At 65.4% G+C, this 12364-nt stretch carries 13 protein-coding genes; 7 read left to right on the forward strand and 6 right to left on the reverse strand.

Annotated elements, in window-relative coordinates:
- Positions 1-74: 74 nt before the first annotated feature.
- The 5 genes from ACZY0R_RS38035 to ACZY0R_RS38055 form a co-directional block, all read right to left on the reverse strand.
- A complete protein-coding gene (locus tag ACZY0R_RS38035; protein ID WP_488865823.1) occupies positions 75-581 on the reverse strand; it encodes a hypothetical protein in 507 nt (168 codons plus the stop codon).
- Positions 532-1845, reverse strand: a complete 1314-nt coding sequence (zigA, locus tag ACZY0R_RS38040; RefSeq protein WP_488865825.1) for a zinc metallochaperone GTPase ZigA — start codon at positions 1843-1845, stop codon at positions 532-534. The genes ACZY0R_RS38035 and zigA overlap by 50 nt, the downstream gene beginning before the upstream one ends.
- 252 nt (positions 1846-2097) lie before the next feature.
- Positions 2098-2784 carry an RNA polymerase-binding protein DksA gene (gene dksA / locus ACZY0R_RS38045; RefSeq protein ID WP_488866410.1) on the reverse strand — a complete coding sequence of 229 codons (687 nt, stop codon included), beginning with the start codon at positions 2782-2784 and terminating at the stop codon, positions 2098-2100.
- A 306-nt stretch (positions 2785-3090) separates the two neighbouring features.
- On the reverse strand, positions 3091-4182 hold the full coding sequence (locus tag ACZY0R_RS38050; RefSeq protein ID WP_488865827.1) for a CobW family GTP-binding protein: 1092 nt from the start codon (positions 4180-4182) through the stop codon (positions 3091-3093).
- A gap of 107 nt (positions 4183-4289) precedes the next feature.
- Positions 4290-4766, reverse strand: a complete 477-nt coding sequence (locus tag ACZY0R_RS38055) for a Fur family transcriptional regulator (protein ID WP_276286661.1) — start codon at positions 4764-4766, stop codon at positions 4290-4292.
- A 230-nt stretch (positions 4767-4996) separates the two neighbouring features.
- Between ACZY0R_RS38055 and ACZY0R_RS38060 the strand changes: the two genes are divergently transcribed.
- The 4 genes from ACZY0R_RS38060 to hslU all read left to right on the forward strand — a co-directional run bounded on the left by ACZY0R_RS38060 (position 4997) and on the right by hslU (position 10040).
- Positions 4997-5896 carry an alpha/beta fold hydrolase gene (locus tag ACZY0R_RS38060; protein ID WP_488865829.1) on the forward strand — a complete coding sequence of 300 codons (900 nt, stop codon included), beginning with the start codon at positions 4997-4999 and terminating at the stop codon, positions 5894-5896.
- A gap of 306 nt (positions 5897-6202) precedes the next feature.
- Positions 6203-7189, forward strand: coding sequence for a tripartite tricarboxylate transporter substrate-binding protein (locus tag ACZY0R_RS38065; RefSeq protein ID WP_488865831.1), 987 nt, complete (start codon positions 6203-6205; stop codon positions 7187-7189).
- Between the two features lie 893 nt (positions 7190-8082).
- On the forward strand, positions 8083-8619 hold the full coding sequence (hslV, locus tag ACZY0R_RS38070; RefSeq protein ID WP_006162714.1) for an ATP-dependent protease subunit HslV: 537 nt from the start codon (positions 8083-8085) through the stop codon (positions 8617-8619).
- Positions 8620-8708: 89 nt separating this feature from the next.
- Positions 8709-10040 carry an ATP-dependent protease ATPase subunit HslU gene (gene hslU / locus ACZY0R_RS38075; protein ID WP_035874378.1) on the forward strand — a complete coding sequence of 444 codons (1332 nt, stop codon included), beginning with the start codon at positions 8709-8711 and terminating at the stop codon, positions 10038-10040.
- 66 nt (positions 10041-10106) lie between these two features.
- Here hslU and ACZY0R_RS38080 read toward each other — a convergent pair whose 3' ends face one another.
- On the reverse strand, positions 10107-10658 hold the full coding sequence (locus ACZY0R_RS38080) for a YcnI family protein (protein WP_045236212.1): 552 nt from the start codon (positions 10656-10658) through the stop codon (positions 10107-10109).
- 256 nt (positions 10659-10914) lie between these two features.
- On the opposite strand from ACZY0R_RS38080, the gene ACZY0R_RS38085 reads away from it, so the two are divergent.
- From ACZY0R_RS38085 to ACZY0R_RS38095, 3 genes are all read left to right on the forward strand, one after another.
- Positions 10915-11496 carry a hypothetical protein gene (locus ACZY0R_RS38085; protein WP_488865834.1) on the forward strand — a complete coding sequence of 194 codons (582 nt, stop codon included), beginning with the start codon at positions 10915-10917 and terminating at the stop codon, positions 11494-11496.
- Between the two features lie 75 nt (positions 11497-11571).
- On the forward strand, positions 11572-11775 hold the full coding sequence (locus ACZY0R_RS38090) for a CsbD family protein (RefSeq protein ID WP_488865836.1): 204 nt from the start codon (positions 11572-11574) through the stop codon (positions 11773-11775).
- A 291-nt stretch (positions 11776-12066) separates the two neighbouring features.
- Positions 12067-12357 carry a hypothetical protein gene (locus tag ACZY0R_RS38095; protein WP_488865838.1) on the forward strand — a complete coding sequence of 97 codons (291 nt, stop codon included), beginning with the start codon at positions 12067-12069 and terminating at the stop codon, positions 12355-12357.
- The last annotated feature ends 7 nt before the right edge of the window (positions 12358-12364 follow it).

Below are 12364 nucleotides of genomic sequence, written 5' to 3' on the forward strand. Positions count from 1 at the left end.
CGGGCAGGGCGGTTCGGAAGCGTGGCGCGTTGCGTCAGGCGGCGAGCAGCGGCAGGGTGGCCGCCGCCCGGGGTTCAGGCTTGAGCGTGAACGGCCGGGGGTGCGCGCGAGCGGAAAGGCTGGGGATGCTGCAGGTCAGGCCGGCGCCAGCCGACGCTGAACGGAACCGGCGATTGCAGGTGCGTGAGCGCCGGCATGACCGGCGTGCCGCAATGGCTGGCGGCCACTGTGGCGCCATCGAACAAGACGCAGAAGTGCCCTGCCAGCTTCAGCGAGAAGGGCTGGCCGGGGTCGGCGGCCTGGATCGCGTCGGTGCCGGAGGCCGTGACAGCGGCTCTGTCGTGGCCAGGGCCAGGCTCGCCATTACTGGTGTTCGCCTGCTGTGGCGGGCTGAGCAGCCCGCCGTGATGGATGCGGTGCGTCAGGCCGGCATGCTGGGCCAGCAGAAGGCACAGCGCCAGCCATAGGGCCGGCCACAGGCCGAGGCCGCGGGCGCGGCGGCGCTGCAGGCGTTGCCAGAGCGGCAGGGGGTTAGTGCCCATGCCCGCCGTGACCGTGCACGTGGTGATGACCGTGGTCATCGCAACCGCAGTCCTCACCATGCTCGTGATCGTCGCCCTCGCCCTCCAGGCCGTCATCCCAGCTCGGGAACGGGTCGGCGTACTGCGCCCAGGCGTCGGGGCCGTCCGCCATTTCGGCATCGGTCAGCAGGCAGGCATCGAGCAGGGCCTCGAGCGCGGGGCGGTCCAGATCCTGGCCGATCAGCACCAGTTCCTGCCGGCGATCGCCATAGAGGGCGGGTTTGCCGTCCACCGTCATGTCGGCTACCAGTCCGGCGCGGCCTGCTTCGTCGTCCGGCCATTCGGCCGGGTCCAGCGCGGCCCACCAGGCGCCGGCGCCGCCGTGGCGGCATACGCCGCCGGCCTGGCCCCAGGTGCCGGCCGCGTGCATGCGCGTGGCCAGCCAGAAGAAGCCCTTGGAGCGCAGCACAGTGCCATGCTCGCGCAGCCACTCGGTATGGATCAGGTCGGCAAAGCGCTGCGGATGGAAGGGGCGGCGGCGGCGGTAGACAAAGCTGCCGATGCCGTAGGCCTCGCTCTCCGGCACGTGCTCGCCGCGCAGTTCGGCCAGCCAGCCCGGCGCCGCGGCGGCGGCATCGAAGTCGAAGCGGCCGGTGTCGAGAATGCTGTCCAGCGGCACTTCGCCGAAGCTCGCCGGTACGATGCTGGCGCGCGGGTTGAGCGAATGCAGGATGCCGGCGAGGCGCTCGCGCTCGGTCTCGCCGACGAGGTCGAGCTTGTTGAGCACGATCACGTCGCAGAACTCAACCTGCTCGATCAGTAGGTCGACCACCGTGCGGTCGTCGTCCTCGTCGCGGGCCTGGCCACGGTCCTGGAGAAAATCGGCTTCGTTGAAATCCTGCAGGAAGTGGGCGGCATCGACCACCGTCACCATGGTGTCGAGGCGGGCGATGCTGTCCAGCGCCACGCCGTGCTCGTCCTCGAAGGTGAAGGTTTCGGCGATGGGCAGCGGCTCGGCCACGCCCGTCGACTCCACCAGCAGGTAATCGAAGCGGCCCTCGCGCGCCAGTTTGCCGATCTCGGTCAGCAAGTCCTCGCGCAGCGTGCAGCAGATGCAGCCGTTGGTCAGTTCGATCAGGCGCTCGCCCGCCTGCGCCAGCATGCCGTCGCCAAGCAGCCGGGCATCAATGTTGACATCGGCCAGGTCGTTGACGATCACAGCCACCCGCTTGCCTTCGCGGTTGGCTAGTACATGATTGAGCAGGGTAGTCTTGCCGGCACCGAGGAATCCGGATAGCACGGTGACGGGCAGGCGATCGGCCATGGCATCGAGGCGCGCCGGGGCAGGGCGGCGCGCGTTATTGCAACAAAGTTGCGACTGTATCAGAAAGCGGTCGGGAAAGCAGGCAATTCAGGGCGCGTTGGCCGCAAGAATCCCGCCGTTCCTAATGATAGGCCCGTGACTGTGACACCACAAAGGCGAAAGACGAAAGGGCGCCTTGCCCGGCCGGTGGCATGTGCCCAAGCAAAACGGCCCGGAGAACCGGGCCGTCGGGCTGCGCGGGCAGGCTGCGGATCAGTCGCCGAACAGCTTCTGGCGAAGTTCGCGGCGCTGCTGGGCTTCCAGCGAGAGCGTGGCGGTGGGGCGCGCCAGCAGGCGCGGCACGCCGATCGGCTCGCCGGTTTCCTCGCACCAGCCATAGTCGCCGGATTCGATGCGGGCCAGGGATTGCTCCACCTTCTTGAGCAATTTGCGCTCGCGGTCGCGCGTGCGCAGTTCCAGCGCGTGCTCTTCCTCGATGGTGGCGCGGTCGGCCGGATCCGGCACGATGACCGTTTCGCGCAGATGCTCGGTGGTCTGATCGGCGTTCTTCAGGATATCGTCGCGCAGCTGCTCAAGGCGATGTTTGAAGAAGGCGAGTTGCGCCTCGTTCATGTAATCCTTGTCGCCCATCTTCAGGATTTCAGCTTCAGTCAGAAGTTTATTGCTGCTCATGGTTGCTGCTGATTCTCTTGTTGGTGCGACCGGCGGCGTCTTGGTCCGCTCGGGTGCAGTGTCCGGCCGCTTGCGCGGTGCGGACGTTTCGCTCTGGCTGGCTGCAGTCTTGCTGCTTTGCGTGCCTCCCTTGGCCTCGCCCGCACCGGCGTGCGCCGTACTGCCGCGGGGAGCAGGCGCAGCCTCCATGGACTGCGCCTTCAGCGTCTCGGCCGCAGCGCTGCTGCTTTTGCTGCGGCTTTCTTTCGTTTTCGTTGCGGCTACCATGGGACACCTCTCTCTCGCGTCGATCGATGACGGCGCGTGACGGGTGCCCAAGCGGAGGGCGGTCTCCGCATCAAGCACTGCGACCGCACCTGCCGGCAGCCCGCCTCATGCTGACGACGACCGCCGCCCTGCATTGCGGGCGCCATGACCAAAGGACAAAAGGCTACGTTACCCGCACTAAATCCAGCCTATTGTACTTGAACAAAAAATTTGGAGATATGGGAGAAAAGCGGGGAGTTTTCCCTGATATCCCCGCCTCCCTCCGGTGGAGGGGGGCGTCAGGGCGGGCGGCGGGGTCCGGCGGGCTCAGGCCAGGCAGGTGGCCAGGCCCTTCAGGATGGCGTCCTTGGGCAGGTCCACGCCAATGAAGACCATTTTGGTGCCGGGGGTTTCATCGCCCCATTTGGCGCCGATATCGCTGCCCATCAACTGGTGCACGCCCTGGAAGACCACTTTCCGGTCCACCGCGTCCATATAGAGCACGCCCTTGTAGCGCAGCAGCTTTTCCCCGTAGACCGACAGGATGCCGGACAGGAATTCCTCCAGTTTGCCGTAGTTGAAGGGTTTTTCGCTACGGAAGACGAAGGAGCCGATGCGGTCGGCGTGATGGTGATGGTGGTGGTGGTTGTGCTTGTGGCCGTGACCGTGGTGGTCGTGGTTGTCATGGCCGCAATCGTCGCCGCAATGCTCGCCGTGGGCGTGCTCGTGCCCATGGTCGTGATCGTGCTCTTCGGCCTCGGCGCGCAGGAAATCCGGGTCGATTTCCAGTTTTTCGTTCAGGTTGAAGCCACGCAGGTCGAAAATGGTGTCGATCGGCGCTTCGCCGAAATGCGCCGTGCGCACTGGCGCGCGCGGGTTCATGTGCAGCAGGCGGTGGCGCAGGTCGCCGATGTCGTCTTCCGCCACCAGGTCCGCCTTGGTGATGAAGATTGCGTCGGCAAAGCCGACCTGGCGCTGCGCCTCTTCCTGTTTGTCGAGTTGCTGGTTGGCGTGCTTGGCGTCCACCAGGGTGATCACGGCGTCGAGCAGGTAGCGCTGGGCGATCTCATCGTCCATGAAGAACGTCTGGGCCACCGGGCCGGGGTTGGCCACGCCGGTGGTTTCGATCACCACCCGGTCGAAATCGATCTCGCCGGCATCGCGCCGGGTCATCAGTTGCGACAGCGCCGCCACCAGGTCGCCGCGGATGGTGCAGCAGATGCAACCGTTGCTCATCTGCACGATCTGCTCGCGGCCATCCTGCACCAGGATCTCATTGTCGATGTTTTCTTCGCCGAACTCGTTTTCGATCACGGCGATCTTCATGCCGTGCTGCTCGTTCAGGATGCGCTTGAGCAGGGTGGTCTTGCCGCTGCCGAGGAAGCCGGTCAGGATGGTGACCGGGGTCAGTTTGGACATTGTTTTCTCCGGGAAGGGATGCCGCTTGGCCTGTCGTGCGCGCGGGTAAGTGTGGTCTGAATAACTTTTATCCGTTCTTGTGCGGGGCGGGCAAGCAGCCCCCTCGCTCAGCCTTGCCGGCCATGGGTGCGTGCGCCGCATTCGGCGCAAACGCCGTTGACGGTGAGTTCCACGTGCTCCACGGCAAAGCCGCTGGGCACCTTGGGCGCGGCCTGCGCCGGCGCGCTGACGCCGTCCAGGCAGAATGTGCGGTCGCAGCGGTTGCAGTGGAAATGGCTGTGCTGCCGGTGCACTTGCGCGCGGGCTGCCTCGTGCTCGACCAGGCTGAAGCGGAATACGCGGTCGTGGCCGGCCCGCTTCTGGGCCAGTCCCTGCTCGACCAGCCAGTCGAGCACGCGGTAGACGGTAACGCGGTCGATCGCTTCGCCGTCGGCCGGCATGCGGTCGATCACGGCCTGGTGGGTCAGCGGCTCATGGCTTTCCATCAGGCAGGCCAGGATGCCAAGGCGCGGCTGGGTCACACGGGCGCCCAGCTCGCGCAGGCGCTCGTGGGCGGCGTCCAGGGTGCCCGGCGCGGGTGTCATGGCGGAGGAAGGCACGTCCTGGGTGGGGGAGGGGCTGCTGCTCATGGACCGATTTAACCATAGCGTCACAGGTGATGCAATTCAGTTGCGTCAACTCGGTGCCGCTTGATGCCTTTGCCGCCGCCCGCCCGCTTTGCGTCTATCATCGCCAGCAGGCGGCACGCGAGGCGCAAGGGCAAGCATAGGCGCCGCAGACCGGCCGTATTTCCGGAGATTCCGAGGAGACCCGAATGCAGAACGATGCCAGCGCCCTGCTGTTTCCCAATTTCGAGCCTTTCCGCATGCAGCTCGGCGAGGTCGCCATCGCCGGCGCTCGGGGCGGCTCGGGCCCACCCCTGCTGTTGCTGCACGGGCATCCGCAGAGCCACCTGATCTGGCACAAGGTGGCGCCGGCGCTGGCCGACCGTTTCACCGTCATTGCCACCGACCTGCGCGGCTATGGCAGCAGCAGTGCGCCGCCGGGCAACGCCGGCCACGAGAACTACAGCAAGCGCGCGATGGCACAGGACCAGGTGGAGGTGATGGCGCGCCTGGGCTTTAACGTCTTCGCGCTATGCGCCCACGACCGCGGCGCCCGCGTGGCGCACCGCTTGTGCGTGGACCACCCCGGCCGGGTTTCGCGCGCCATGCTGCTCGACATCGCCCCTACGCTGGCCATGTACGAACGCACCAGCATGGCGTTTGCCGCCGCCTACTGGCACTGGTTCTTCCTGATCCAGCCGGCGCCGTTCCCGGAGACGCTGATCAATGCCGAGCCGGAGTTCTACCTTAACAAGCTGATGGGCCTGCGCCACGCCGGCCTGAGTCCCTTCGTGCCCGACGCGATGGCCGCCTACACGGCCGCCATGCGCGATCCGGCCCATGTGCACGCCATGTGCGAGGACTACCGTGCGGCCGCCACCATCGACCTGGACCACGACCGCGCCGACCGCGCGGATGGCCGCGGGATCGATTGCCCGCTGCGCGTGCTGTGGGGCGAGCACGGCGTGGTGGCGCGCTGTTTCGAGCCGCTGTCGCTGTGGCAGGAGGTGGCGAGCGATGTCAGCGGCCGCGCGGTCCCGTGCGGGCACTACATCCCCGAGGAAGCGCCAGGGGTGCTGCAGGAGGAAATGCTCGCCTTCTTCTGTTGAGCCCCTGTTGAGCCCCTGTTGAGCCAGCTCAAGACCTGTCTGTAGCGCATTGAATACATTTGGTGTGTCGCGTCGAAGAAATGTCTTAGCGGGTATTTCCGGATATTTGCCATTTTTCGACATTGATAGCATTGCGCTCCGGTCGCGCGGCCCAAGCCGCGCCGGCCGTATGCGCTGCGCCCGCGTCATGGTCGGCGCCGCCGCCCCGATCGGGCCGGCGGCGCAGGGGCGGTCGTGCCCGACAGGGCGCGCCACTCCGGCCGGGGCAGTGCCGGGACGGGAACAGAAGGGTATCCAGGAGAAAGCATGAAACGAGTTGCACAGTTTGTGGCTGCCGCGCTGACGGTCGGCGTGATGGGGATGCATGCGGGCGCGCAGGCACAGGAGTTCCCGGGCGGCAAGCCGGTCTCGGTGGTGGTGCCGTTCGCCGCGGGCGGCCCGACCGACAAGGTGTCGCGCGAACTGGTCATGATCATGTCCAAGCACCTGGGTACCACGATGGTGATCGAGAACCTGGGCGGCGCGGGCGGCACCATCGGCGCCAAGAAGGTTGCGCAGGCCAAGGGCGATGGCTACACCATCCTGATCCACCATATCGGCATGTCCACCGCGCCGGCGCTGTACCGCAACCTCGGTTTCGATCCGCTCAAGGACTTCGAAACCGTGGGCGAGATCGCCGACGTGCCGATGGTGATGATCGGCAACAAGAACCTGCCGCCCGCCAGCTTCAAGGAACTGCTGCCCTATATCAAGGCCAATGCCAGCAAGCTGTCGATGGCCAACGCCGGCATCGGCTCGGCCTCGCACCTGTGCGGCCTGCTCTTCCTGAGCGCGATCCAGACCGACCTGACCACCGTGCCCTACAAGGGCACGGCGCCGGCGCTGACCGATATCCTGGGCGGCCAGGTCAACCTGATGTGCGACCAGACCACCAATATCGCCGGCCAGCTCAAGGCGGGTGCGCTCAAGCCGTACGCCGCCATGCAGAGCCGCCGCGTGGAAGCCTTCAAGGACATCCCGACGGCCGCCGAGCAGGGCCTGCCTGGTGTCGAAGTGAAGATCTGGCACGCCATGTACGCGCCCAAGGGCACGCCCAAGCCGGTGGTGGACAAGCTCTCCGCCGCACTGCAGAAGGCCGTGACGGACCCGACCTTCCGGGCCAAGATGGCCGAGCTGGGTGCGGAGGCAGTGCCCGCCCAGCGCGCCACGCCGGATTCGCTGAAGACCTTCCTGTCGGCGGAAATCGGCAAGTGGAGCCCGGTGATCAAGAAGGCCGGCGTCTACGCGGATTGATTACCGCCACCCGCGGGGCGCGAGCCCCCGGATGCAGAAAGGGCCACGCGCGATGCGTGGCCTTTTTGTTTTGTGCGCCCAGCATGGGCGCACTCCTGCGGGTGTAAGTCCCGCCATAAGCTGGTCACGGCGAATGAAGTGAAGCGCAACCGCATGAGGGCGACCGAGTGTGGGGAGGAAGCGTGGAGCGTAAATCGCGAGCCGATGGACAAGAACTGCATAGAAGGCGCTGCCGAGCAGGGCGAGCGGGCAAGAAACCGCGAAGCTCTTGTGACCAAGGCGAAGTGGCGTAAATGCAGCGGCTGTGCGGTGAAGGAGTGCGTTCTTACCTGGGGAGGCCTCGCCTCATGCCTGAAAGGGCAACGACGTCGAGTCGGAGCGAGGAGTCAGCAGAGGCCAAAGTAGTTGGGCGGCGTGGCTGGGAAAGCTAAAGCTGCCGGCGAAGGGCCGAAGAAATGGGAGGGGGAGCCCTCTGGTTATCGGAAGTGAAGCGCCTCAGATGTTCGCGAGAGCGAAGCTCGTCGGTAGGGTGGATAGGGTGAAGCCCGACAGGCCCCGGCAGCGAGGAATCAGTTCCGCCGAACCGGACAAAGGCAAGCCTGGGCGTCGGGTCGGGAGCAACACAAGCCTGACGACCTCAACCATTCCAACCGCCTGGTGCGGACCCGCATGCCAGGTGGTGTGGGAGGGGACCGGTCAGATTACCTGACCGCCCCTATCCCGATTCATCCCCCGGCTTGCCGCGCCCCCGCGCTTGCTGTGGCCTGCTCGTCTATATTGATCTGGTTGCTTTCGGTCCGGCAGGGGGCGCCAGGGATGGCCGGCGCGGTGGCCCTTGAATTCGGCCGCACCCGTCGCCACCTACGTCCAAGACATATTCTCGCGAAGCCACCATGGAACAGTATCACGGCACTACCATCGTCAGCGTCCGGCGCGGCAACCAGGTTGCAGTCGGCGGTGACGGCCAGGTCACTCTTGGCAATATTGTGATGAAGGGCACCGCACGCAAGGTGCGGCGCATCTACAACGGCAAGGTACTGGTCGGCTTTGCCGGCAGCACCGCGGATGCCTTCTCGCTGCTTGATCGCTTCGAGGCCAAGCTGGAGAAGTACCAGGGCAACCTGACCCGCGCCGCCGTCGACCTCGCCAAGGACTGGCGCTCGGACCGCGCGCTGCGCCGGCTCGAAGCCATGCTGATCACGGCCGACCGCGACACCACCCTGGTGATCACCGGCAACGGCGACGTGCTCGACCCCGAGGGCGGCGTGGCCGCGATCGGCTCGGGCGGCGCCTACGCGCAGTCGGCGGCCAAGGCGCTGGTGGAGAACACCGAGCTTTCACCCAAGGACATCGTGGAGAAGTCGCTGGGCATCGCCGGCGAACTCTGCATCTACACCAACACCAATTTCGTCATCGAGACGCTGGAATGAGCGTCGGACGGCCGCGTAGTCCCTCGACGCGCGGCCGCCTGGGACCGGGGGCCGCCGCGCTCCGGCCCGTCTTCCACTGAACGGATACCATGTCGCATACCATGACCCCGTCGGAAATTGTTTCCGAACTCGATAAGCACATCATCGGCCAGAACAAGGCCAAGAAGGCGGTAGCGGTCGCGCTGCGCAACCGCTGGCGCCGGCAGCAGGTGGAAGAGCCCCTGCGTCAGGAAATCACGCCCAAGAACATCCTGATGATCGGACCGACCGGCGTCGGCAAGACCGAGATCGCGCGCCGCCTGGCCAAGCTGGCCGATGCGCCGTTCATCAAGATCGAGGCCACCAAGTTTACCGAGGTGGGCTACGTAGGCCGCGACGTCGATACGATCGTGCGCGACCTCGCCGAGATGGCGGTCAAGCAAGCCCGCGAATCCGAAATGAAAAAGGTGCGCACCAAGGCCGAGGAAGCCGCCGAGGACCGCCTGCTCGACGTACTGCTGCCGCCGCCGCGCGATATCGGCTTCAACCAGCCCGAGGAAAAGGATTCCAACACCCGCCAGGTGTTCCGCAAGAAATTGCGCGAAGGCCAGCTCGACGACAAGGAGATCGAGCTCGAGGTTTCCGCCGGCTCGCCCAATATGGACATCATGGGCCCTCCGGGCATGGAAGACATGACCGAGCAGATCCGCACCATGTTCGCGGGCCTCGGCCAGGGCAAGAAGGCGCGCCGCAAGATGAAGGTGCACGAGGCCTTCAAGCTGCTGATCGACGAGGAAGCCGCCAAGCTGCTCAATGACGAAGAGGTCAAGCATAAGGCGGTCGCCAATGTGGAGCAGAACGGCATCGTGTTCCTGGACGAGATCGACAAGATCGCCAGCCGCAGCGAACTGGGCGGCGGCGAAGTGTCGCGCCAGGGCGTGCAGCGCGATTTGCTGCCGCTGGTCGAGGGCACGACGGTCAACACCAAGTACGGCATGATCAAGACCGACCACATCCTGTTCATTGCCTCGGGTGCTTTCCACCTGTCCAAGCCCAGCGACCTGATCCCCGAACTGCAGGGCCGCTTCCCGATCCGGGTCGAGCTGGAATCGCTGTCGGTATCCGACTTCGAAGCCATCCTGACCCAGACCGACGCCAGCCTGACCAAGCAATATCAGGCGCTGCTGAACACGGAGCAGGTCCAGTTGGTGTTCGCGCCGGACGGCATCCGCCGCCTCGCCGAGATTGCTTTCTCGGTCAACGAGAAGGTCGAGAACATCGGCGCGCGCCGCTTGTACACCGTCATGGAGCGGCTGCTGGAGGACCTGTCCTTCCACGCTACCAGATCCTCGGGCGAGACTGTCACCATCGATGCAGCCTATGTGGACGAACGCCTGGGCGATCTCGCCGGCAACGAAGACCTGTCGCGCTACGTGCTGTAGTCGATAGCAGTCAGCATCAAAAAGGGCGCATCACGGTGCGCCCTTTTTGTCGTTTGCTGTGCCCGTTCAATGCGCGTGCACATGCCCTGCCGGCATCGGCGCGGTCAGTTCCAGTTCCGCCGCAGGCGTTTTCAGCTCACGCAGGCTCTGGCCGTCGGCGGGGATTTGTGTCCACTCGGTGCGGCCGTCCTCGCACTCCTGCACCACCGGAAAATACAGCTTGCCTGCCTGCTCCGGCAGCTTCATCAACATCACGAACTCATCGAAATGCGCGTCGGCCAGCGAGCCGGCGAACCACCGCAGCGTGCGCACGTCCTCGCTCACGGTCTTGCCGTGCGAGGTATAGGGCTTGGCCAGCGGCGCGCGTTTCACTTCCAGTTGCCAGCCTGCCTTGGGTTGCGGATGGGCGCCTTGCACGCCTTCCGGGATAGTCACGGTAATGGCGCGCGTGGCGCTGCCGTTGCAGCCGTGGCCCACCATCAGCGCACCCTTGAAGTAGCTGCCCGCGGTGGCGGTCTTCTGCCCGAACACGATGTGCGCGAGCGCTGCGGGGGCCCAGCTTGCGCCGAGCGAGGCCAGTGCGATGGTTACTGCGGGCAGCAGGCGGGATGCGGTCATGTGGATTCTCCAGGGAAGCGCGCCAGTCTAGCGCCGATGGCGCTCCCCGGCGCTGCGGCGGAGCGCCGCAGGGCTGTGTGGCCCGGGAATCATGTCGGATTTGTCTTACGCGGCTTTCGGAGCGTGACACCTGATTGCGCGAAGGGCCTGTGCGTACTCTGAATCTACGGTGTGGGCAAACGCGGATCGCACCAGGCAGGTGCCTGACGACGAGGCCGCTCTCCACAATATTCCGCCACTGAAAAAGGAGCACGACATGATGAAGAAATGGCTGAGCGCAGCAGTGTGTTCGATGATGTTTGCCGGCCCTGCCGCCTTTACGCTGGCGCATGCCACACCAGCAGGTTCCAAAGCGGACTACGACGCGGCCGTGAAAACCGCTAACGCCAACTACAAGGCTGCGCGCGCCCAGTGCGACAGCCTCAAGGACAACGCCAAGGATGTTTGCGTGAAGGAAGCGAAGCGCGACGAAAGCGTGGCCAAGGCCAACGCCGAGGCCGCCCGCGATGGCACGGAAAAGGCGCGCGCCAAGGCGGACAAGGTCAAGGCGGATGGCGACTACAGCGTGGCCAAGGAAACGTGCGACGACAAGAAGGGCAATGACAAGGACGTGTGCGTGAAGGAAGCCAAGGCTGCCCACGAGCAAGCCCTCGGCGTGGCCAAGGTCGAGAAGGCTGCTGCTACCGGCACCAGCACGGACGTAGCCGAAGCGCGCGCCGATGCCAGGAAGGACACCGTGGACGCTGCCTACAAGGCTGACAAGGAAAAGTGCGATGCCATGTCCGGCGATGCCAAGGACAAGTGCCAGGCCAACGTGAAGACCAAGTACGCCAAGTAAGTCATAGCCACGCACCTAATACCCGATCAGCCCGTCTGCGGGCTGATCGCGGCAAACACGAACCAGGAGTCGACCATGAATTGGGACCAGATCGCAGGAAAGTGGGATCAGGCCAAGGGTAAGGTGAAGGAGAAGTGGGGCCAGCTCACCGACGACGACCTTACTCAGATCCAGGGCAAGCGGGATCAGCTTGCCGGCCGGATTCAGGAGCGCTACGGCTATACCAAGGAGCGCGTGGAAGATGAGCTGAAGGCGTGGGAGCGTGACACAAGCTGGTAAAGCTTGAAAAAGTAAAGATAAAAAGACAAAAGTAAAGCAGGTAAGCATTCGTAAGCGCACTGGTGCGCACAGCGATGCAATGCCAAAGTGGCGGCCGGCTCGGTCCAATGATCGCAGCCGGCCGGTTACCACCCGTCGCGATGCATGTCCGGCGGGTTTTCAGCGGCGCGGCGCCGGTTCTGCGAGTCACGGAATCCCGATCGCTCCCAAGCGGATTCGCGAATTCGCCGCCACCGCCGCTCACCGGCCCGCATTCACCTACTCACAAACCAACCAGGCAGGAGAACCGAAATGAAACGCGAGCTACTGTCTTCGTTCGGGGTGCTGTGCGGCCTCGCCGCTGCAACCGTGTTCCTGTGCGCGCGCCCGGAGGCGGCGCCCGCGTTGCGCCAGTCGGGCGCGTCCGTGGCGCTCAAGCCTGCCACCCGCGCCGTCCCGCAAGCCGCGGTGGAACTGGCGGTGCAGGCCGGCGACCTGGGCTCGCGTGCCGATCGCCATGCCAGCGACGCCCTGCGCGTGGCCGAGCAAGCCTCCGGTCGAGAGGACGATCTGGACTGGGACTACGTGCAGTTGCGCCTCTGAGCGCGGG

It is taken from the genome of Cupriavidus sp. F041 (genome assembly GCF_057814235.1).

Coding starts and splice junctions, on each gene's coding strand:
- ACZY0R_RS38085 (WP_488865834.1), top strand. CDS start 10,915: ATGATGAAGAAATGGCTGAGCGCAGCAGTGTGTTCGATGATGTTTGCC.
- zigA (WP_488865825.1), bottom strand. CDS start 1,845: ATGGCCGATCGCCTGCCCGTCACCGTGCTATCCGGATTCCTCGGTGCC.
- ACZY0R_RS38095 (WP_488865838.1), top strand. CDS start 12,067: ATGAAACGCGAGCTACTGTCTTCGTTCGGGGTGCTGTGCGGCCTCGCC.
- ACZY0R_RS38065 (WP_488865831.1), top strand. CDS start 6,203: ATGAAACGAGTTGCACAGTTTGTGGCTGCCGCGCTGACGGTCGGCGTG.
- ACZY0R_RS38060 (WP_488865829.1), top strand. CDS start 4,997: ATGCAGAACGATGCCAGCGCCCTGCTGTTTCCCAATTTCGAGCCTTTC.
- dksA (WP_488866410.1), bottom strand. CDS start 2,784: ATGGTAGCCGCAACGAAAACGAAAGAAAGCCGCAGCAAAAGCAGCAGC.
- ACZY0R_RS38080 (WP_045236212.1), bottom strand. CDS start 10,658: ATGACCGCATCCCGCCTGCTGCCCGCAGTAACCATCGCACTGGCCTCG.
- hslV (WP_006162714.1), top strand. CDS start 8,083: ATGGAACAGTATCACGGCACTACCATCGTCAGCGTCCGGCGCGGCAAC.
- ACZY0R_RS38090 (WP_488865836.1), top strand. CDS start 11,572: ATGAATTGGGACCAGATCGCAGGAAAGTGGGATCAGGCCAAGGGTAAG.
- hslU (WP_035874378.1), top strand. CDS start 8,709: ATGTCGCATACCATGACCCCGTCGGAAATTGTTTCCGAACTCGATAAG.
- ACZY0R_RS38055 (WP_276286661.1), bottom strand. CDS start 4,766: ATGACACCCGCGCCGGGCACCCTGGACGCCGCCCACGAGCGCCTGCGC.
- ACZY0R_RS38035 (WP_488865823.1), bottom strand. CDS start 581: ATGACCACGGTCATCACCACGTGCACGGTCACGGCGGGCATGGGCACT.
- ACZY0R_RS38050 (WP_488865827.1), bottom strand. CDS start 4,182: ATGTCCAAACTGACCCCGGTCACCATCCTGACCGGCTTCCTCGGCAGC.